Annotated in this window: 20 protein-coding genes; 17 read left to right on the forward strand and 3 right to left on the reverse strand. The window is 46.0% G+C overall.

Annotation, left to right across the window (positions count from 1 at the left end):
- Window positions 1–9: 9 nt before the first annotated feature.
- Window positions 10–783 (forward strand): hypothetical protein, encoded by a 774-nt coding sequence (locus tag WMO62_RS00720; protein WP_349143461.1) that lies wholly within the window; start codon window positions 10–12, stop codon window positions 781–783.
- A complete protein-coding gene (locus WMO62_RS00725; RefSeq protein WP_118717953.1) occupies window positions 773–1,231 on the forward strand; it encodes a hypothetical protein in 459 nt (152 codons plus the stop codon). Before WMO62_RS00720 ends, WMO62_RS00725 begins: the two co-directional genes overlap by 11 nt.
- A gap of 9 nt (window positions 1,232–1,240) precedes the next feature.
- On the opposite strand, the gene WMO62_RS00730 is transcribed toward WMO62_RS00725, so the two are convergent.
- Window positions 1,241–2,617 (reverse strand): MATE family efflux transporter, encoded by a 1,377-nt coding sequence (locus WMO62_RS00730; protein ID WP_349143462.1) that lies wholly within the window; start codon window positions 2,615–2,617, stop codon window positions 1,241–1,243.
- A gap of 436 nt (window positions 2,618–3,053) precedes the next feature.
- On the opposite strand from WMO62_RS00730, the gene trpE reads away from it, so the two are divergent.
- The 8 genes from trpE to WMO62_RS00770 all read left to right on the forward strand — a co-directional run bounded on the left by trpE (window position 3,054) and on the right by WMO62_RS00770 (window position 11,488).
- On the forward strand, window positions 3,054–4,526 hold the full coding sequence (trpE, locus tag WMO62_RS00735; protein ID WP_349143463.1) for an anthranilate synthase component I: 1,473 nt from the start codon (window positions 3,054–3,056) through the stop codon (window positions 4,524–4,526).
- Entirely contained in the window at window positions 4,523–5,092 is a 570-nt protein-coding gene (locus WMO62_RS00740) for an anthranilate synthase component II (protein WP_349143464.1), read from the forward strand. The genes trpE and WMO62_RS00740 overlap by 4 nt, the downstream gene beginning before the upstream one ends.
- A gap of 50 nt (window positions 5,093–5,142) precedes the next feature.
- Window positions 5,143–6,168, forward strand: a complete 1,026-nt coding sequence (trpD, locus tag WMO62_RS00745; RefSeq protein WP_349143465.1) for an anthranilate phosphoribosyltransferase — start codon at window positions 5,143–5,145, stop codon at window positions 6,166–6,168.
- A gap of 33 nt (window positions 6,169–6,201) precedes the next feature.
- The gene (trpC, locus tag WMO62_RS00750) at window positions 6,202–7,059 is read left to right on the forward strand and encodes an indole-3-glycerol phosphate synthase TrpC (RefSeq protein ID WP_349143466.1); all 858 of its coding nucleotides are present in this window, start codon (window positions 6,202–6,204) and stop codon (window positions 7,057–7,059) included.
- Window positions 7,056–7,703 carry a phosphoribosylanthranilate isomerase gene (locus WMO62_RS00755; protein ID WP_349143467.1) on the forward strand — a complete coding sequence of 216 codons (648 nt, stop codon included), beginning with the start codon at window positions 7,056–7,058 and terminating at the stop codon, window positions 7,701–7,703. The genes trpC and WMO62_RS00755 overlap by 4 nt, the downstream gene beginning before the upstream one ends.
- Window position 7,704: 1 nt before the next feature.
- Complete coding sequence (trpB, locus tag WMO62_RS00760; protein WP_349143468.1) at window positions 7,705–8,901, forward strand: tryptophan synthase subunit beta; 1,197 nt, start codon at window positions 7,705–7,707, stop codon at window positions 8,899–8,901.
- Complete coding sequence (gene trpA, locus WMO62_RS00765; protein WP_349143469.1) at window positions 8,894–9,667, forward strand: tryptophan synthase subunit alpha; 774 nt, start codon at window positions 8,894–8,896, stop codon at window positions 9,665–9,667. Before trpB ends, trpA begins: the two co-directional genes overlap by 8 nt.
- A 336-nt stretch (window positions 9,668–10,003) precedes the next feature.
- Window positions 10,004–11,488, forward strand: coding sequence for an AAA family ATPase (locus tag WMO62_RS00770; RefSeq protein WP_349143470.1), 1,485 nt, complete (start codon window positions 10,004–10,006; stop codon window positions 11,486–11,488).
- On the opposite strand, the gene brnQ is transcribed toward WMO62_RS00770, so the two are convergent.
- Window positions 11,461–12,762, reverse strand: a complete 1,302-nt coding sequence (gene brnQ / locus WMO62_RS00775) for a branched-chain amino acid transport system II carrier protein (RefSeq protein ID WP_349143471.1) — start codon at window positions 12,760–12,762, stop codon at window positions 11,461–11,463. The two genes, WMO62_RS00770 and brnQ, sit on opposite strands and share 28 nt — an antisense overlap.
- Window positions 12,763–12,798: 36 nt before the next feature.
- Window positions 12,799–14,199 carry a sodium-dependent transporter gene (locus WMO62_RS00780; RefSeq protein WP_349143472.1) on the reverse strand — a complete coding sequence of 467 codons (1,401 nt, stop codon included), beginning with the start codon at window positions 14,197–14,199 and terminating at the stop codon, window positions 12,799–12,801.
- Window positions 14,200–14,398: 199 nt separating this feature from the next.
- Between WMO62_RS00780 and WMO62_RS00785 the strand changes: the two genes are divergently transcribed.
- The 7 genes from WMO62_RS00785 (at window position 14,399) to WMO62_RS00815 (ending at window position 21,759) form a co-directional block, all read left to right on the forward strand.
- Entirely contained in the window at window positions 14,399–15,130 is a 732-nt protein-coding gene (locus WMO62_RS00785; protein WP_349143473.1) for a helix-turn-helix domain-containing protein, read from the forward strand.
- Between the two features lie 82 nt (window positions 15,131–15,212).
- Window positions 15,213–16,595 (forward strand): uracil-xanthine permease family protein, encoded by a 1,383-nt coding sequence (locus WMO62_RS00790; protein WP_117496732.1) that lies wholly within the window; start codon window positions 15,213–15,215, stop codon window positions 16,593–16,595.
- Window positions 16,596–16,680: 85 nt separating this feature from the next.
- Window positions 16,681–17,601: a ketopantoate reductase family protein gene (locus tag WMO62_RS00795; protein WP_349143474.1), complete on the forward strand. Its 921-nt coding sequence runs from the start codon at window positions 16,681–16,683 to the stop codon at window positions 17,599–17,601.
- Between the two features lie 175 nt (window positions 17,602–17,776).
- Entirely contained in the window at window positions 17,777–18,109 is a 333-nt protein-coding gene (locus WMO62_RS00800; RefSeq protein WP_349143475.1) for a helix-turn-helix transcriptional regulator, read from the forward strand.
- Between the two features lie 12 nt (window positions 18,110–18,121).
- Window positions 18,122–18,946, forward strand: a complete 825-nt coding sequence (locus WMO62_RS00805; RefSeq protein WP_349143476.1) for an ImmA/IrrE family metallo-endopeptidase — start codon at window positions 18,122–18,124, stop codon at window positions 18,944–18,946.
- Complete coding sequence (locus WMO62_RS00810) at window positions 18,943–19,599, forward strand: PIN domain-containing protein (protein WP_349143477.1); 657 nt, start codon at window positions 18,943–18,945, stop codon at window positions 19,597–19,599. The genes WMO62_RS00805 and WMO62_RS00810 overlap by 4 nt, the downstream gene beginning before the upstream one ends.
- Window positions 19,600–21,759 carry an ATP-dependent helicase gene (locus WMO62_RS00815; protein ID WP_349143478.1) on the forward strand — a complete coding sequence of 720 codons (2,160 nt, stop codon included), beginning with the start codon at window positions 19,600–19,602 and terminating at the stop codon, window positions 21,757–21,759.
- The last annotated feature ends 11 nt before the right edge of the window (window positions 21,760–21,770 follow it).

The following is a 21,770-nucleotide window of genomic DNA, read 5'->3' on the forward strand; positions in this document are numbered from 1 at the left end:
AAACAAAAAGTGAAATGTGATTTTTGCGGGGCAAATCTGACGATCGATGATGAAGTATGCCCATACTGCCATACTCCCAATACTCATTATGTGAAGCATCGGGAGGATATGCACCGCTACGAGCAGGACTATCAGAGTACGAAGACAGAAGTGTATGAGACGGCTGGAAAGACCAGTAAAAAAGCGACGCAGATCGCAGTACTGGCTGTTCTGGGACTTCTGTTTCTGGGAAGCATTGTGATGAACAACAGTATCTGGACGATTGAACGGGCATTGTTGGTTCAGAAAGCGCAGAAAAATCTGTCGACTCATGTAGAAAATCTGGACAAATATATTGCAAATGAAGACTGGAAATCATATGCCGCGTACATAGACGTGAATGAACTTTACTATTCGGGCATCAATGGATTTGACGATTACCGGTATTTCCAGAGGATGGTGACAGATTATAATTATATTTATGACGCCTGCATGCATCTGGTGGATCATGAAAATATCGACAATGAGTATATGTACTACACGCCGGACCGTTGTATGGAAGAGATTGCGGACAACCTGAAGGATATGTATGACTTTGTGAAGGCAGACGAGTATTCCACATACTATGAGGTTTACCAGAATCACAGTGACTGGTGTGACACGGTGCTGACACAGGCAGAAGAGCTGGTACAGGCATATGTAGGTGTGGATCCACAGGTGATTGAAAGTGGTGAGATCCGTACCATGTCAAAGACCAGACTGATCGTATTATTGGAAGGGAGCTATCGGCAGAATGAATCGTAAAATATATCGGGCAGTTGTAATCGTGCTGGTCGTTCTGACCATCGGACAGATCATAAGATTTGGATTTCAGCTCTACGGAGATCAGTACCATTATCACTATGATGAAGATACTTTTCTCTATTCTATTCAAGATGGACAATATTCTGAACTGCCGGAGAAAAAGAACCGCAATGAGATGGAGCATGTGAAAGCAGATGCGCAGATGCTGGAATGTTATGCAGTGGCTGATTACTATGAGGCAGCATCTCTGTATTATGCTTATGAAAATATCGGAAATGCAGCAAAAGCGGCAATTGCAAAGGCAGATATGGAAGAAGCTGAAGGCCGCATGGGAGACTTAAGCTACTGTGCAGAAGAAATCGATGGATATTTTGTGAAATATTTTGCTTCTGCAGACTCCCAAAGTCAGTCTACAGACGTTGAGGGGCAGTCTACAGAAGCTGAGTAACGATAAAAATTAAGCCGTCAGTTTGTGGATCCAGCGATAACTTCGGAACCGAAGGAAGATTGGAAGCCCTTTGAAAATCTGGTCACATTGTACTGCTACGACTACCAGTTCCACCGGCCATTTCCAGACAAAAGCGGCCAGGAAAGACAGCGGCATAACGATGAGCCAGGTGGAGATCAGATTCAGGCGGAGAGTAAATTTCGTATCGCCGGAACTCTGAATGATGCCCATAGAGACTGGCATCTGGTAAGACATACCAACCATGATAACACTCATGATGATTATAAAGTGATCAGCCAGGATCATGGCTTCGTTGCTGAGCCGGTACATGGACAGCAGTGGGGTGCGGCACACAAACAAAATAGTTGCGAGAATCAATCCAATCAGAATATCAATGACAGACAGGGTGCGGGCATCGGACCGCACCCTTTTCAGGTCTCCGGCTCCGATACTGTTGCCAATCATAACTGCAGAGGCAGAAGACAGCGCAATCACTACCACTTTCAGATACTGGTAGAAAGTAGAAGACACGGAGTTAGCTGCAATTGCATCAGAGGACAGATGTCCTAGAATCGCAGTCTGCATGGGGACGGAGACCGCCCACAACAAGGACGTGATCATAATCGGAATGCCGACTTTCAAAAAGGATCGCACTTGTTCTCTGCTTCCGGAGAACAGGGAGCTGGAGAACAGGTGGATCTTTGTGTCCATTTTTGCCACATAGAACAGCAGGATCAGAAGTTCTGCGATACGGGAAATCAGTGTTCCGATCGCAGCACCCTTGATACCCATTTCCGGAAATCCAAAGTGGCCGAAGATCAATGTATAGTTGATGCAGCCGTTGACGATCAGGGACACTACGGACACGATAAACGAGATCCGCACTGTTCCCACACTTCGCAGCATGGCGATGAGCAGATTGCTGAAAATAAAAAGCACGAAGGTCCATTTCAGGATAGAGAGATAGACCAGTCCTTCTGCAATGATCTCATCGGAAGTGGTAAAAATTCTCAATAGCTGCACAGGAAAGACAGTACACACCACCATAACCAACACAGAGACCAGCAGACAGAACTTCAGAGCAATTCCAGTCAGCTCCCGGATCGGCTGTGTCTGCTTCTGGCCCCAGTACTGAGAAGCAAGAGCTACCAGTGCATTTCCAATGGGAAGGGCAGTCTGCTGTACCATGAAGAAGACCTGGTTCACAGTGGCTGCTCCAGACAGAGCATTCTGACTGTAACTTCCCAGCATAATATTGTCCAGCATGTTCACACTGTAGGCAATCAGATTCTGAAGGGTGATGGTCAGGATCAGACCAAATAACGTCTTATAAAAGAGAGTATCTTTCGTGAAAAAAGACTCTCTGGTGGATAATTCGGTGTTCATAGATTCTATTCTCCTCGAGTAAAATAACTTTGCATTTGAATACTCACAAATTATAGCATATTAAATTTTTTCTTGACAAATAAAATCGGCTTTGCTATGATGTAAAAAAATTGAATTGAGCATCACTTTAAACCGATGAAGCGGAGATAACGGTATTTATGGTCGCACAGAGAGTCCGGGGAGCTGAGAGCCGGATGGAACCCAGAATATCAAATGGACCGCTGAGGGCACAGTCAAAGGCAGAGATGAAAAGCCGAGTATTCTGTGACGTGAGGACATACGTCAGTTGTCAGAGATATGTTAGTATTTCGTAAGGGTGTGAAGGCAGAGATACCTTCACAAATCAAGGTGGCACCGCGGGAAATGTAATGACTCGTCCTTGGTAAGTTAGACAGACTTATCAAGGGCGATTTTTTATGCCAGAAAAGGAGACGACATGAGACCGGAATTCAAAGAAGCAGTTAAGATCGCAGCAACAGGAGAGTACAAGTGCATTCCAGTCAGTCTGGAATTATATGCAGACCAGTACACACCGCTGATGGTACTCAGAAAGCTGAAAAATGTAAGCAGACATTGCTACATGCTGGAATCAGCGGAGGATAATCAGAAATGGGGGCGCTACACATTTCTGGGATATGACCCGCGGCTTGAGATCACCTGTACAAACGGAAAACTCACGATCAAAAACGGAACATCCGTGAATATGGAGACAAAGCATCCAGGTGAGTATATTCGACAGATACTTGATGAAAATAAAAGTCCGAAGATTGAAGGTTTTCCTACATTTACCGGTGGACTGGTAGGATATTTTTCCTACGATTATATGAAATATGCAGAGCCGTCTCTAGTGCTGGATGCAGAAGACAAGGAAGGGTTTAAGGATGTGGATCTGATGTTGTTTGACAAGGTCATCGCATTTGACCATTTCCGTCAGAAGATCATCCTGATCGTAAATATCCGATGTGAGGATCTGAAGACCGAGTATCACCGGGCAGAACTGGAACTTTCTACCATGAAGCAGCTGATCCAGAGCGGCGAGATGGCGGAAGAAATACCGGGCAGATGTACTTCTGAATTCCGGGCATTGTTTAATCAGAAGCAGTATTGCAGCATGGTCGAGAAAGCAAAGCATTACATTCGGGAGGGAGATATTTTTCAGGTGGTGCTTTCCAATCGAATGGAATCGGATTATGAAGGAAGCCTTCTGGATACCTACCGGGTACTGCGGACGGTGAATCCTTCCCCATATATGTTTTATTTTTCCAGTGACGATATGGAGATCGCGGGAGCTTCCCCGGAGACACTGGTAAAGCTGGAAAATAAGACGCTCCATACGTTCCCACTGGCAGGTACTAGACCAAGGGGAGCCACTGAGGCGGAGGATCAGAGGCTGGAACAGGAACTGCTGGCAGATGAAAAAGAATGTTCTGAGCACAACATGCTGGTGGATCTGGGACGAAATGATATCGGTAAGATCAGTGAGTTCGGAACCGTGGAAGTGGAAAAATACATGAGCATTCAGCGGTTTTCACACGTGATGCACATAGGTTCTACTGTGAAAGGAACCATCAGGAAAGGGTTGGATGCCATCGATGCGGTGGATTCCATTCTGCCGGCTGGAACCTTATCGGGAGCACCGAAGATCCGGGCCTGCGAGATCATCAATGAGCTGGAAAATAATAAGCGGGGCATCTACGGAGGAGCCATTGGTTATCTGGATTTCACCGGAAACCTGGATACCTGTATTGCGATCCGCATTGCATATAAGAAAAATGGCAAGGTATTTGTCAGAAGCGGTGCAGGCATCGTGGCTGACAGCGTGCCACAGAAAGAATATCAGGAGTGTATCAACAAGGCAAAGGCAGTGATGAATGCACTGGCTACCGCACAGGGAGGCATCGACCAATGATCATACTTATCGACAATTACGACAGTTTTTCTTATAACCTGTATCAGCTGGTCGGAACCATTGCCCCGGATATCAAAGTGATCCGGAATGATGAACTGACCGTGGATGAGATCCGGGCACTGAAACCATCACGGATCATTCTTTCACCGGGACCTGGCTTTCCAAGGGATGCGGGCATCTGTATCGAGGCGGCAAAGACACTGGGAAAAGAGATACCGACATTGGGTGTCTGCCTGGGACATCAGGCTATCTGCGAAGCCTATGGAGCTACCGTTTCTTATGCAAAAGAGCTGATGCACGGCAAGCAGTCCACCATAACCATTGATGAGACCTGCCCCATCTTTCAGGGCATGGGAAATACCATGAAAGCAGCCAGATATCATTCGCTGGCAGCTGTGAAAGAGACTATTCCAGAAACATTAAAGGTGACTGCCAAGACCAAAGACGGCGAAGTTATGGCAGTTATGCATCGGGAGTATCCCATTTACGGTGTACAGTTCCATCCAGAATCCATCCTGACACCAGATGGAAAAATCATATTGAGTAATTTCTTAAAAGAAATATAAATAACGCAAACATACAGCAAACATATAAAATATATGAGGAGGATAAGAAAATGATTAAAGAAGCAACAGCAGCATTGATCGATGGAAAAGACCTGACTTATGAGCAGGCAAATGCAGTAATCAATGAGATCATGAACGGAGAGACTTCACAGGTACAGACAGCCGCATTTCTGACTGCTTTGTCCACCAAGGGTGAGACCATTGAGGAAATTACCGCCTGCGCAGCAGCTATGAGATCCCATGCACTTCCGGTACAATATGACGGAGATCTGCTGGAGATCGTAGGAACAGGTGGAGACGGAGCTGGCTCCTTTAATATTTCTACCACATCTTCGATAGTGATTGCTGCCGGAGGCGTTCCAGTGGCGAAACATGGCAATCGGGCAGCTTCTTCAAAGAGTGGTGCAGCGGACTGTCTGGAGGCATTGGGAGTAAATATTCAGCTTGCCCCGGAACAATGTGTAAAACTTCTGAAAAAGATTGGTATCTGTTTCTTCTTTGCACAGAAATATCACACTTCTATGAAATATGTAGGACCAGTTAGAAAAGAGCTGGGTGTGAGAACGGTCTTCAATCTGTTGGGACCGCTGACCAATCCGGGACATGCCAATCTTCAGGTGTTGGGAGTATATGCTGAGCATCTGGTGGAGCCGATGGCAAAGGTGCTTTATCAGCTGGGGGTAAAACGGGGCATGGTAGTCTACGGACAGGACAAGCTGGATGAAATCTCCATGTGTGCACCTACAACGGTCTGTGAATTTGGCAAAGGTGAGTACAAGACCTATGTGATCCGGCCGGAAGATTTTGGTATGAAGACTGCTCAGAAGGATGCACTCAAAGGCGGTACTCCAGAAGAAAATGCAGCCATTACAAGAGCTATTCTGGCGGGTGAAAAAGGAGTCAGAAGAGATGCGGTCCTGTTAAATGCAGGAGCCGGTCTCTATGTGGGCGGCAAGGCAGACAGCCTGGCAGATGGTGTGAAGCTGGCAGCTACTCTGATCGATGAGGGCATGGCACAGCAGACGTTGAATGCTTTTATCCGCGAATCAAATAAGCAGGAATCGGTGGCATCTTAGTGGCATAAAAACAGACAGGCGAAGGAGACAGATATGATATTAGATGAGTTGGCAGCTTATGCATCCTTCCGGGTGGCGGAGGCGAAGAAAAAGATAGCAGCGGACGAAATGGAACGAAAAGCCCGCAGCCTTCCTAAAGGAGATTTTCGATTTGAGCATGCTCTTTGTAACACAGGAGTATCCTTTATCTGCGAAGTAAAACGAGCATCACCTTCCAAAGGGTTGATTGCCGAGGATTTTCCTTATGTGGAGATTGCCAGGGAATATGAGCAGGCCGGTGCAGACTGTGTATCGGTACTGACAGAGCCAAAATGGTTCTTAGGTTCTGATGAGATCTTCAAAGAGATTCGGGCGGCCATTACCCTTCCTATGATCCGTAAGGATTTCACGGTGGATGCTTATCAGATCTATGAGGCAAAATGCATGGGAGCAGATGCAGTACTTCTGATCTGTGCCTTGCTTCCAACCGAGACCATTCGGGAATATCTGAAGATCTGTGATGATCTGGGATTGACTGCACTGGTAGAGACTCATGATGAAAATGAGATCCGGTCAGCACTGAAGGCAGGAGCCAGAGTGATAGGTGTTAATAACCGGAATTTGAAAAATTTTACTGTGGATTTTTCTAATGCAGCGAACCTTCGGGAGCAGATCCCCACGAATGTGATCTTTGTGGCAGAATCTGGAGTGAAGGAGCCGCAGGATGTGGGTGTTCTGGCAGAGATCGGAGCCGATGCGGTGCTGATCGGTGAGGCGCTTATGCGTGCGGAAGACAAGACGGAACGGCTGGCTGAATTTAAACAGGCAGCGGCACAAGGACGAGAGAAGGCTGCAGAGCAGGTGCAGACATCGGACGCACAGAGTCAGGCATCTGACGGAGGCAAGGCATGAGAAGCCAGAACGCTAATCAGATGGTAGATAGTGGGCAGACGAAAATCAAGATCTGCGGCCTGTATCGGGATGCAGATATCGACGCAGTCAATCAATACCAGCCCGATTATGCAGGTTTTGTATTCTATCCACCCAGCCACCGATATGTGACATGGGAGCAGATGAAAGACTTTCGGGAAAAGTTGCGGTCAGAGATCCCGGCAGTGGGTGTATGTGTAAACTTGCCGGTGGAGGAGGTGGCAGCGCACCTGAAGGAAGGTTTTATCCAGATTGCTCAGCTTCATGGAACGGAAGATGAAGCATATATGGAGATGCTGCGGAGCCTGGTACCTGGATGCGAGATCTGGAAAGCATGTAAAATAAGATCTGCAGAAGATTTACAGAAGATCGAGAACAGCAGTGCAGACCGGATCTTATTGGATAATGGATATGGAACCGGTAATTGTTTTGACTGGCGGCTGTTGAAAGACTGGTCGACAAAGCATTCATTTCTGCTGGCAGGTGGGCTTCAGTCGGAAAATATCAAAGAAGCAATAAATAATTTTGCACCATGGGGTGTGGACATCAGCTCCGGTGTGGAGACAGACAAGAAAAAAGATCCTGACAAGATCAGAAAAATCATAGAACAAGTGAGGAGTAAGTAAGATGGCAGAGAACAGATCCAAAGGCCGGTTCGGCGTACATGGCGGACAGTATATTCCAGAAACGCTGATGAATGCAGTGATCGAACTGGAAGAGGCATATAATCATTACAAAAATGATCCAGAATTTAATGCGGAACTGCAGGATTTATTTAACAATTATGCAGGTCGTCCGTCCAGACTGTATTTTGCAAAGAAAATGACAGATGATCTGGGTGGAGCAAAGATTTATCTGAAACGTGAAGATTTGAACCATACCGGTGCTCATAAGATCAACAATGTGCTTGGACAGGTGCTGCTGGCAAAGAAAATGGGTAAGACCCGTGTGATCGCAGAGACCGGAGCAGGCCAGCATGGTGTGGCAACGGCCACAGCTGCAGCTTTGATGGGAATGGAATGCGAAGTATTTATGGGAAAAGAAGATACTGAGCGCCAGGCACTGAATGTGTATAAAATGCGTCTGCTGGGAGCTACAGTCCATCCGGTTTCTTCCGGTACCGGCACCTTGAAGGATGCTGTATCTGAGACCATGAGAGAATGGACAAATCGAATCGCAGACACCCATTATGTGCTGGGATCAGTCATGGGACCACATCCATTTCCAACCATTGTCCGTGATTTTCAGGCAGTGATCTCCAAGGAGATTAAGGAGCAGTGTATGGCAGCAGAAGGAAAACTGCCAGATGCTGTGCTGGCATGTGTGGGCGGCGGATCCAATGCCATTGGCGCGTTTTATCATTTTATTGAGGACAAGAGTGTCCGTCTTATTGGCTGTGAGGCTGCGGGAAGAGGTGTTGATACTTTCGAGACGGCTGCAACCATCGCAACCGGAAAGCTTGGTATTTTTCATGGGATGAAATCTTATTTCTGTCAGGATCAGTATGGACAGATCGCACCGGTCTATTCCATTTCTGCCGGACTTGATTATCCGGGCATCGGACCGGAACATGCATGGCTTCATGACACTGGCCGGGCTGAATATGTAGCCGTTACTGATGATGAAGCGGTAGATGCATTTGAATATTTAAGCAAGACCGAGGGCATTATTCCGGCTATCGAAAGTGCCCATGCGGTAGCTTATGCGAAAAAACTGGCTCCGACCATGAGCAAAGATCAGGTCATGGTCATCAATATTTCCGGAAGAGGCGATAAAGACTGTGCAGCCATCGCCCGCTACAGAGGGGAGGATATCCATGAGTAGAATCAAAGAAGCCTTTGCTGGTGGCAAGGCATTTATTCCATTTATTACCTGCGGGGATCCAGATCTGGATACCACAAAAGAGATCGTCAGAGCTATGGAGAAAAATGGTGCAGATCTTATTGAACTTGGCATTCCATTTTCAGACCCGACCGCAGAAGGCCCGGTGATCCAGGCCGCAAACTTGCGTGCCCTGACCGGCGGTGTGACGACCGACAAGATTTTTGACATGGTGGAAGATCTGCGCAAAGACGTGAAAGTGCCCATGGTGTTCATGACCTATGCCAATGTGGTATTTTCCTACGGCATTGAACGATTTGCGAAGAAAGCCGCAGCCGTAGGCATGGATGGCGTGATCCTGCCGGATGTTCCATTCGAGGAAAAAGAAGAATTTGCCGCTGTATTCCGTAAAGAAGGGATGGCTCTCATTTCATTGATCGCACCGACCTCCCATGACCGCATCAGTATGATCGCCAAAGAGGCAGAAGGATTTGTATATTGCGTATCTTCCCTGGGTGTGACTGGTATGAGAAGCCAGATCACTACCGATGTAGGAGCTATGGTAGAGCTGGTGAAAAAATCCTCTGACATTCCGGCAGCCATCGGATTCGGTATCTCCGGACCGGAGCAGGCGAAGAAAATGGCTACTGTCTCAGATGGTGTCATCGTAGGATCCGCCATCGTGAAACTGGTGGAGAAATATGGCAAAGATGCAGTGCCTTATGTGGCTGAATTCGTGAAGCGTGTGAAAGACGCGATCCGGGAGTGAGTTGGGCTTGAGGTTGGCGGCACAGCCGTCGTGCCTGTCGCAGGCAGCATGTTCAGAGGGACCGCTCTCGCTAATTCCTCGCCCAGCGGTACTAAGCTTCGATCTTCGCCAGTGGGCTTGATCGAAAGCAAGTACCGGGGCTGCGGACGTCCCCAGAACAAGCAGACCTGCGGTAAGTACGATGACTGTGCCGCCAACTTATGCGTGAAAAGGATGCTGTCCTGATGGGTTGGCATCCCTTTTTGAGAGCATAGCTTTGTACGAAAATCCACTTGAGAAAACAAAAACGATATGTGATAATAGAAGCCGAAATACATACGAGGGGAGAAGCATCAGATGCCAGTATTTGATTTTAATGATGTAAAAGATGCGAGAAATCACGCAGAGTGTACATATACCACATTTAATTCCAGGGAGAGTATGCCTACACCGGAGAAGCCAATTCTGCTTCTGGATAATCAGAAGTGCCAGTGGAAGCACCATTCCTGCGGTGTGTTCACCAATCCTGTGAAGCGCAGTTCTTTCGAGTTTGAGGAAGACGGTGGAAAGGTGAGTGCAGATATTTTAAAGATTGATTCTCGATTTGTAAGTCTTCTTCGTTGGCTGGGCGAGAATCATATTAATGTGTGTCTGTCCGGTAAAAATAGTGAAGCTGGATATGCAGTTTACAAGATCCGTGAGATTGCATTTGGCGGAGGAACGAAACTGTCTGCGGAAGATGGCTTTTTACAGTTTATGATCGAGAGATTGCTGGCAAGTGATCCGCCAGTGGAGATTGACGAGGATGAGGACAGAGAAGAGACCGGTGACGATATGCGTCTGACCAGTATTCAGAGCATCACAGATTTCATGACTTGTGCTGGCAATACCATGCCGGAAAATATCCGTCTGTGGGCCAGAAGAAACCTGGCGGTTGCCCGTTCTCATGAAGTTTCCCCGGAGGAGCGCCGCCATGCACAGCGGGCGCTGTCTCTTATGATGAATGTACAGTGGAAGAGCGAGTATTTTGAAGCAATTGATCCGGTAGAAGCAAGGCGGATCCTGGACGAAGAACTTTATGGCATGGAGAGGGTTAAGCAGCGGATCATCGAGACCATTATCCAGATCAACCGTACCCATACCCTTCCTGCTTATGGACTTTTACTCGTGGGTCCGGCAGGAACCGGTAAATCTCAGATTGCCTATGCGGTGGCAAGAATCCTGAAATTGCCGTGGACCACGCTGGACATGAGCTCCATCAATGATCCGGAACAGTTGACCGGAAGTTCAAGAATCTACTCCAATGCAAAACCGGGCATTATTATGGAAGCATTTTCCGTATCTGGCCAGTCCAACCTGGTGTTTATCATCAATGAGCTTGATAAAGCAGCGGCAGGAAAAGGAAATGGTAACCCGGCAGATGTACTGCTGACTCTGCTTGATAACCTTGGATTTACGGACAACTATATGGAATGCATGGTGCCGACAGTGGGTGTATATCCTATTGCGACTGCCAATGACAAATCCCAGATCAGCGCACCGATCCTGTCTCGTTTTGCAGTGATCGAGATTCCGGATTATACCAAAGAAGAGAAGAAAGTGATCTTCTCCAGATTTGCGTTGAAAAAAGTGTTGAAGAGAATGGCACTGAGGGAAGAAGAGTGTGTGATCACCGATGAAGCACTGGATACGATCGTGGATATTTTTGAAGGAACTTCCGGCATCCGCGATCTGGAACAGGCAGCTGAGCATATTGCAGCCAATGCACTGTACCAGATCGAGGTCAACCATGTGAAGTCTGTAACATTTAACTCTCAGATGGTGTGTGAGTTATTGAAGTAAGATGCAATCCAGCCAACCAGAATCCCGGCAATCGTTGGCACAAACCATGCAAATCCGCCGGTATAGCCTGGCATTTGATGCAGCAATGGAAGCAGTAAGGGAACAAGGATTCCCTGCTGCTCCAGCATGAGCGTGATACTGCTTGCGCAGCAAAGGAATGCGGACCAAGGATAGATCTTCGGATATCTTTTGATCCACCTATTTATGCAGGTTAAGAAGATCAGCAGCAATGCCGGTGGATAGATGGCATTTAACACCGGAACGGATATTTTCAGGATGGTGTTTAACCCTACATTGGAGATCAGCATGGATAATCCCGCAAATAAAAAGACCCAGTGTGGAAAACTGATCTGTGGAAACAGTTCATTAAAATATTTTCCGCAGCAGCTTAAGAGACTTACACAGGTGTTGAAGCATGCAATAAGAAATACCAGTGCAAGCACAAGGGTTCCGGTATTTCCAAAGAGAGCATGAACTGTCAGGAGAAGCACATCTGTTCCATTTTCCATGCCGGTAAATGCGCCGCCAGCCAGCATTCCCACATAATTTAACATGGCATAGACCAGGATCAGACATCCGCCTGCGATCCAGCCAGCCGAAATCGTTTCTTTTATCACCGCTTTTTCTTCGGTGATTCCCTGTTCCCGAATATTTAACGCAATAACCGTTCCAAAAGTAAGTGCTGCCAGTGCGTCCATGGTCTGATATCCATATTGGAATCCATAGATCACAGGGGCAGAAGCATACATGCCAACGGGTGCGGCAGCAGATCCAGTCGGATGGATCAGAGAAACCACGAAGATGATTACGATCAGAGTCAGCAGGATCGGCGTCAGTCGTTTGCCTAAATATTCTGTCAGTCGTTCCGGATGCAGGGCGATACGTGCAGCTACTGTAAAAAATATAATAGAGTAGATGAACTGCACAAGACCAACAGACATCCCTTCTGGCAGAAATGGCTGTACTGCCATGGAAAAGGAAGTGCCGGAGGTCCTTGGAATGGCGAGGCAAGGACCAATGGCCAGATAAAGGGCGGAGATGAAGACCACAGAGAACATGGGATGTACCCGATCCGCCATGCGGTCGGCGCCGCCGCTAAGAGTTACTGCAACTACTCCAAGAATTGGAAAACAGACAGCACTGAAGGAAAGCCCCACAAAGGCCAGCCATCCGGAGGTTCCGGCTTCCGCACCCAGGAAGGGTGGGAAGATCAGATTGCCGGCTCCGAAAAACATGGAAAATAAAGTAATACCGATCAATATTTTATTCTTCATAAAAATCCCCCGATTCTGATTGTATTAAAAACTCTATTAGAAGTTCAGTTTCATGAAACCTGTAGATACCAGGAACAGTACCAGCATAATAACAGGGACGATATAACGGATCATGAAGGAGTAAAGACCCGCCCGCGGGAAGGATTCACCATTTTTAACCACTTCGTCGGTGATCCATTTCGGTCCGACGATCCAACCGATCAGAATACTGGTCAGCAGGGAGATAAATGGCATCAGGAAGCTGTTGCTGATGTAATCCATCAGATCCAGAAGCTGTGCGGATGTGCCGTTTGGCAGTGTCAGGTCAAAGTACAGCACGTTGTAGCCCAGACAGATCAATATTGCAGTAACCAGAGAATAGATGCCTACCATGATACACATCTGCTGTCTGGTCTTATGGAAGATCTCCATGCAGTTTGCCACCAGTGTTTCCATGACGGAGACGCAGGAAGTGAGCGCTGCGAAAGCAAGCATCAAAAAGAATGCGATGCCGATGATCCGTCCCAATCCGCCCATAGCTTCAAATACTTTTGGAAGGGAGATAAAGGTAAGGCTGGGACCGGAAGCCATTCCCTCTGTTCCGAGGAATACAAATACCGCCGGGATGATCATCATACCGGACAGGAAGGCAACACCTGTGTCAAACAGTTCGATCTGATTGGTGGCCTGAGACAGATTTACATCATCCTTTACATAGGAACCATAGGTAATCATGATACCCATGGATACGCTTAAGGAGAAAAACAGCTGGCTCATGGCATCCAGAAGTACATTCAAGAAACGTCCAAAGGTCAGCCCGTGAAAATCCGGCAGCAGATAGATCGCAAGTCCCTGCAGTCCGGTACGGACGGTTCCGTCACTGTCCGTATGGGAAAGAGTCAGGGAGAAAATAGAGATGCCAATGATCAACAGCAAAAGTCCCGGCATAATGATACGGGAAAATCTCTCGATTCCTTTTTCCACTCCGCAGTATACCACCCATGCCGTAAATGCAAGGAAAATCAGCATAAATACAATGGGAGCCACCGGAGCTGTAATAAAGGAAGTAAAGTAGCCATCCTGTGCTGCTTCATTTCCACTGGAAACCACATAGGCAGACAGATATTTTAAGATCCAGCCGCCGATGACAGAGTAGTAAGTCATGATCAGCGTCGGCACCAGAAAGGTAAGGTATCCAAGAAATTTCCATTTCTTACGAAGTGTGCCATACGCATTCAGTGCATTTAACTTGGTTTTTCGTCCGATTGCCACATCGGTGGTCAGCAGGACAAATCCAAAGGTCAGCACCAGTACCAGATAGACCAGCAGGAACAGTCCGCCTCCGTCTTTGGCGCAGAGATACGGAAATCTCCATATATTTCCCACACCAACGGCACTTCCGGCGGCTGCAAGAACAAAGCCAATGGAACCGCTGAATCCATGTTCTTTCTTTTTCATAACAAAATCCCCTTTTAATAATGAAATAATTTTAATTTCTATTGTATCAGATTGAAAAAAATTCGCTTTTTGAAAATGTTCTCTAAAAGAAACTTTTTGAGTAAAAATGTTCGTATAAGATTACATTTTATGCAAAAATTTGCTATAATCTATCTAAATGAAATAAAAATAGCAAAAATAGATATTTTGAGGAAACAAAATGAGTGAAATCAATGTTTATGTGGGCGCACAGATACGTAAATACCGGAAAGCCTGCAAACTGACCATTCAGGAGCTGGCAGATGTCATCCATAAGAGCAGGGCAACCGTCTGTAAATATGAAAATGGAACCATTTCCATTGATATCGAGACATTGTACGAGATCAGCCAGGTGCTGCAGGTGTCCTTTTCCCAGCTGAGTTCTTACCTGCCGACGGTGGAAGAGAAGGATACGATAGAAGCTCCATTTGGAAGAAAGAGTCCTTTTTTTCAGGCCAAGCGGCTATATTTTTATTTTTATGACGGACGATATCATCGTATGAAAGATGGCATCATCGACATCTCTGAGCGGGCGGAGCAGCCAGGAACTTATGAGGCAACCTTGTCCATCTGTTCTGTCTCCGGAAACGGAAGAAGCAGTGAGATCTTCTATACTGGACGTGTCATTTACAGTGATATGCTGATCCGCTTTTCTTTTGTGAATCAGTACAATCCGTTGGAGGAAGATCTGCTCTATATTTTCAATCCGCTGGAAATGCGGGATTTTACGGACGGGCTGTTGTGCGGCATCTCCAGCGCAGATCTGATGCCCTGTGCATTTAAGTGTCTGGTAACCTTAAGTCCCCAGGAACTGACAGAAGAATTTCGGCAGAGACTCCTTTTTTCCAGAGAAGAACTGCGCCGGTGGGAGCGGCTTAATATGCTGCTTATTGACAATCGAAGTGAAGGGTGAGCAAAAAACAGGGTTGTATTTGCAGAAAAATGCTTCTATAATAACATAGAAAATTAAAAACCACATAAGAAAAGGAGTAGTTATGAGTGAGTCAAATGAAGTAATTCGCGATGCCCGTAAACTGGGTCTGCCCAAGATGCTGATCCTTGGTCTGCAGCACATGTTTGCCATGTTTGGTGCAACGATTCTTGTGCCGATCCTGGTCAACAGTTATTTCGTAGATGCCTGCGGAGAAGGACCGACCCGTGGTCTTACGGTAGCAGTGACCCTGTTCTGTGCCGGATTTGGAACCCTGTTATTCCATGTGTGTTCCAAGATGAAAGTTCCGGCTTTCTTAGGTTCTTCCTTTGCATTCTTAGGCGGATTTTCCACAGTTGCACATCTGGATACCGGAATTTATGCTGGAATGAGTGTCAATGACAAAGCAGCGTATGCATGCGGCGGTGTTGTTGTTGCCGGTCTGTTGTATCTGGTTCTGTCTCTGATCATCCGTATGGTTGGCGTGAAACGTGTTATGAGATACCTGCCGCCGGTCGTTACCGGTCCAGTGATTATCTGTATCGGTTTAAGCCTTGCATCCTCTGCCATCGGAAATGCTTCCACCAACTGGTTCCTTGCATTTGTAGCCCTGGCCGTGATTATCGTATTCAATATCTGGGGTAAAGGCATGTTCAAGATCATCCCGATCCTCATGGGAGTTGTGATCTCTTATGCAGTGGCTGTGATCATGAATGCAGTTGGTCTGACTAATCCGGATGGATCTGCGATTCTTGATTTTACATCTGTCGCATCCGCAGGACTGGTAGGTATCCCACCGATCCAGATCTGTAAATTCGATGTAACAGCAATCCTTGTTATGGCTCCGATTGCCATCGCAACCATGATGGAACATGTAGGTGATATGTCTGCCATCTCTGCAACCGTTGGAGAAAATTATCTGGCTGATCCAGGACTTCACAGAACTCTTCTTGGTGACGGACTCGCAACTGCTCTTGCCGGATTCCTTGGCGGACCTGCCAATACCACCTATGGTGAGAATACCGGTGTTCTGGAGCTGAGTCATGTATATGATCCGCTGGTGATCAGAATCGCAGCCTGCTTTGCTATCATCATCAGCTTTATTCCGAAAGTATCTGCCATTATCAGTACCATGCCGTCAGCTATTATCGGCGGTGTCAGCTTCATGCTGTATGGTATGATCTCTGCCATCGGAGTTCGTAATGTGGTTGAAAATAAAGTAGATCTGACCAAATCCAGAAACCTGATCATTGCAGGCGTGATCTTCGTATGCGGTCTTGGTTTCAGTGGTGGTCTGACCTTTACGATTGCAGGAACTTCCATCACTCTGACTGCCCTTGCAATTGCAGCAATTGCAGGAATCCTGTTGAACATTATCCTGCCGGGTAATGATTATGAGTTCGGTGTGAATCCTGCCGGTGATGAGAACCGCGGAATTCATGCATAATAGTCAGAACATTTAGAAGTATTGTACAGCCGCTGACAGGAATGTCATTCCAATCAGCGGCTGTATTTTTCAGGAGGATTGAGAAATGAAAATCAAGACAGTTGCTATCATTGGTGCAGGTGCCATTGGCAGTTATTTTATTGCCGGTTTAACTGAAAAGCTGGGAGATGATCTGTGGATCGTGGCAGAAGGAGAGCGCAAAGAGCGTCTGGAGAAAAATGGAATCGTGATCAATGATCAGAAATATGATCTTCATGTAAAGACACCGGAGGAGGCAAAAGGTGTTGACCTTCTGATCATCTCTGTAAAATACGGAGCACTGCAGGGCACATTGCCAATGATCGAGAAAATCGTGGATGCTCATACATTAGTAATCAGTCCTATGAACGGTGTGGACAGCGAGAAAGTGATTGGAGAGAAGATCGGCATGGAGCATATGCTGCCATCCTTTATGAAGATTGCATCTCGCAGGATCGACAATCAGATCGTCTACGATCCAGAAGTGACCATGGGCCTTTACTTTGGAGAGGATAATGGTGAGCCAAGTGAGCGCACAGATGCCATCGAAGATCTTCTGAGGGACACACCGATCCATCATCACCTAAGTGCCAATATCCAGCAGGATATCTGGTACAAATATGCGTTGAATATCAGTAAGAATCTCCCACAGGCCATCATCAACTGTGGACTGGGTGCTTACACCGACAGTGAGCATCTGGCTTATATCAGTACCCGTATGCGGAAAGAAGTATCTGATGTGGCTGCAGCCCTTGGCATCGACATCAGTGATACCAGCGGAACTCAGGCAAAGAATGCCACTTTTGCACCGGACAGCAGATTTTCTACTCTGCAGGATCTGGATGCCAAGCGTCCCACCGAGATCGACATGTTCTCCGGAACTCTGGTCCGCATGGGCAAAGAACTTCATGTGGATACTCCGTTCAATGAATTTGCCTACCATGCCATCAAGTGCCTGGAAGAGAAGAACAGCGGGAAGATTCGGTAAATAACATTAATGAAATAAAGTAAGGCACCGACTGAGCAGTCGGTGTCTTTTATTTTGCAAAGAAACGAACTAAAAGATAACATTTATATAAAATAATGTTATAAAAACATAACATTCTCCGTTGACTTATCTAATATATATGATAATATGATAGTACACAGAAACGGAGGAAAATATGAACGAATTATTAGGAAGGCGGATTAAAGAATTAAGAAGTGCAAAAAATTTCACACAGGAGCAGATGGCGACTCAGATTGGGGTGAGCAGGCAAAAATACGCACGGTTAGAAAGCGGCATTAATAGCATTACATTAGATCTTCTTTCTAAAATTGCGAAAATTCTGGATGTAACGGTTGCGGATATTACCAAAGTGTTGGATGAAACACCGGAAGTTGCTTATCGGGTTGGAGATGGAAATTCCTCTTCGGAAAAAATCTTTGACATGATTGACTTTTTCTATGCAAATAAACATTTGTATACGAAACTTCAGCATAAGCAGATGAAATAGTGGAGGTTTTTGATGCAGGAAAGCAGAAAAAGGGAAATAAGAATCAAAGCAGATTCATTCAGAGAAAATTGTAAAATTGGCCGTTATGGAATTATTGATTTATTCAAGGACTGTACAAGGTGTGGATACAAATTATTGCGTTATCCATTAGGAGAATCAACAGATCTTGGATTTTCTTTATTAAAGGATCAGGATGTTATCATATTTACAAATTCCAGCAGTCGCTTATCAAGGGAAATATTTACCCTGGCACATGAGATCGGCCATATAATACTCCATATAAATGCAAATAAATCATTTATTGATGATCATATAACACTTTCGGGAAAAAATACAGATGAGAAAGAACAAGAGGCAAATTATTTTGCAGCAAATTTGTTGATGCCTGATGACGAGATAGGAAAGTTTCTGGATCTTGAGATAGAAAATTCCAATCAAAATAAGTTATCGGCGACAGATATTGCGAAAATAATGTCTGAATTTAATGTGAGTTTTGATATGGCATTGAATCGACTGGAAAATCTTGGAAAAATCAATGCATCTGAGAAATTACAGCTTGATAATGAAAGAAATGAAAAGCGGGTTGGAAATCTTCTCAGAAGTATCAGCGGGAATTCAAGACTGAATATTGCCAGTGAGGAAATTGATATTCCATATGAGTATATAGACTATGTAATATATAACTATAATCACAGGGCGATTCCTGCAGAAACTCTTGAACGGGCATTGGCATATTGCCATCTGAGCCGTGAAGATATCAGTGACAGATTGGTGGATTCATGTGATGAGGAGAATGATGCGGATCTTGATGATATGATAGGAGGCTTGCCGGATTGAGAGCTTCTTTGGATACAAATGTGATTATCCATTTTTATAAGGCGGATTTACAGGAGATTTTGTTCAATTTTTTTGACGAGGGTGTGTTTATATATGAACAGATTCGCAAAGTTGAGCTGAATAATCATGGCAAAGAAATACTGGAACAAGTCGATAAGGATATTAAGCTTGGAAAAATAGAAGTATATACCGATCAGAGATTAAAGGATCTGGCTGTATACAAAATTTTTGAAAATAATGTGAAAGAGAACAGAAATTTGTATCAGGCAGGAGATCTGGGTGAAGTCTATGCAATTTCACTGGCACAGACATTGGGGGCATATTCTCTTGTTACAGATGATACAAAACAGGGTGGACCTTATATGTCCTTGCTGAATTTTGAAGATGAGGTTATGCCATTTACCTTTGCAGATGTACTTATATTGAGATATTTATTTGGTCTGGTTGATGAAAATCAGACGGTGTCAGACTTTGATATGATTAATACTGCATCTGAGCTAAACTGGACATTTCGCAGTCAATTGACAAAATTTATTAAGCGTTTCTGGAATGATCCACACAGACAGGAGGATGTTGTGTGGATGCAAAAACTTGTTTCTGAAAAAGAAATCAAAGTGAAAAGTAAAATACAGGCATTAAGGAAAATGTTATAGATGCCGGAAAAACAGACAGGAGAACTACATATCATAATGACCTGGCAGGAATTTGAACAGCGATTTTCTATCCAATTAAATGAACAGCAGAAGCAGGCAGTGCAGACCGTAGAAGGACCGGTCCTTCTACTGGCAGTGCCGGGATCTGGCAAGACAACGGTGCTGGTAACAAGGCTTGGTTATATGATCCACTGCAAAGGCATCGATCCAAGGCGAATTCTGACCGTGACCTATACCGTGGCGGCTACAAAGGATATGGCAGCGCGATTTGCGGCGAAATTTGGACCAGAACTGGCAGAGCAGCTGGAATTTCGAACCATCAACGGCATCTGTGCCAAAGTGCTGCAATATTATGGCTATCGAACAGGGAAGACGCCCCATCAGCTTCTGAATGATGAAAAGCGGATTGCAGGTATCCTGGCAGAGATCTACCAACGGGTGGAACGGGTATATCCCACAGACGGAGATCTGAAAAATATCCGCACGCTGATTACCTACATTAAAAATATGATGCTTAATGAGGACGAGATCGAGGCTCTGGATGAAGGGGCAGAGTGCAAGATCTCTGTGATCTACCGGGAATATTGCAGCAAATTGAAAGAACTGCAGATGATCGATTATGACGATCAGATGGTCTATGCCTATGTGATGCTGAAGAAGATCCCATGGCTGCTGGAGTATTTTCAGGAGCTGTATCCCTACATCTGTGTGGATGAAGCACAGGATACCTCCAAGATCCAGCACGCGATCATTGCACTGCTGGCAGCACGCACAGAAAATCTGTTCATGGTGGGTGATGAGGATCAGAGCATCTATGGATTCCGGGCGGCTTACCCGGAGGCACTTCTGGAATTTGAACAGCGGCATAGAGGCGCGAAAGTACTGCTGATGGAGGAAAATTTCCGGTCGGATGCAAATATCGTGGCGGCGGCAGATCATTTTATACAGAAAAACACGCTGCGCCATGAAAAGCATATGCGTGCATCCAGAGAAAGCGTGCAGCAGATCAAAGAGATATCGGTAGGAACCAGAAAAGCGCAGTATGCCTATCTGGCAAAGGTGGCAGAAGGATGTACCACGGAAACGGCAGTTCTCTACCGGGAGCATGAATGTGCGCTGCCGCTGATCGACCTGTTGGAGCGAAAGGGGATCCCCTATCGGATGCGAAATGCGGAGCTGACATTTTTTACTCATCGAGTGGTACAGGATATCAGCAATATCATCAGACTTGCGGAGAATCCTACGGATACAGAACTCTTTTTGCAGGTGTATTATAAGCTCAATACCTATATCCGCAGACAACTGGCGCAGGAAATTGTGAAGATCAGTCAGGAGAAGCAGATCTCTGTATGGGATGCGGCGCAGCAGTGCGAAGGGGTGGACGGATATGTGAAAGGCAGCATCCGCTCCATTCAGACCCATATGCAGCATCTGCTGGAGGAGCCGCCGGTGCGGGCTATCCATCAAATCACACAGTTCATGGGATATCAGGATTATCTGACCAGAAGTGAGATCAAAGATACGAAGCTGGACACTCTGAGAATTCTGGCAGTCATGGAAGACACACCGGTTCGCCTGGTGGAGCGTCTGCAGGAACTGCGGCAGATCATGGAGACCAAGGAGCAGGATCCAGCCTGTCCGTTGATTCTGTCCACGATCCATGCAAGCAAAGGGCTGGAGTATGATACGGTTTATCTGCTGGATGTGATAGATGGAATTCTCCCGAATCAGATCCCTAAAAGCCTTAAAAATGCACCAAACGAAGAAATCGAAGCCTATGAAGAGGACCGAAGACTCTTCTATGTAGGTGTTACCCGTGCAAAGAACCGTCTGCTCGTCTTTACCATGAAAAATCAGCCATCTAAGTTCTGCATGGAACTGCTGGGAAAAGAGCCGGAAAAGAAAAATATCGGGGCAACGGTAGCAATGGGCAGATTCCAGCAACTGAACACAAGACCGGAACCGCCGAAGAACATATCAGAAGAGGACTATCAGGCATTTGTACAGCAACTGGGCGAAGGAGTGATCGTCACCCATAAAAAATTCGGCAAAGGCGTGGTCGTACAGATGGATGAGACAAAAGTGAAGATTGCATTTGAAAAAGAGACCAAGGTGTTTGTGATAAGAGTGTTGGCGGCAAGTGGAATGGTGGAGGTGTAGAAAATAGTATA

Source organism: Hominiventricola aquisgranensis, from assembly GCF_040096225.1.
GTDB lineage: Bacteria > Bacillota > Clostridia > Lachnospirales > Lachnospiraceae > Hominiventricola > Hominiventricola aquisgranensis.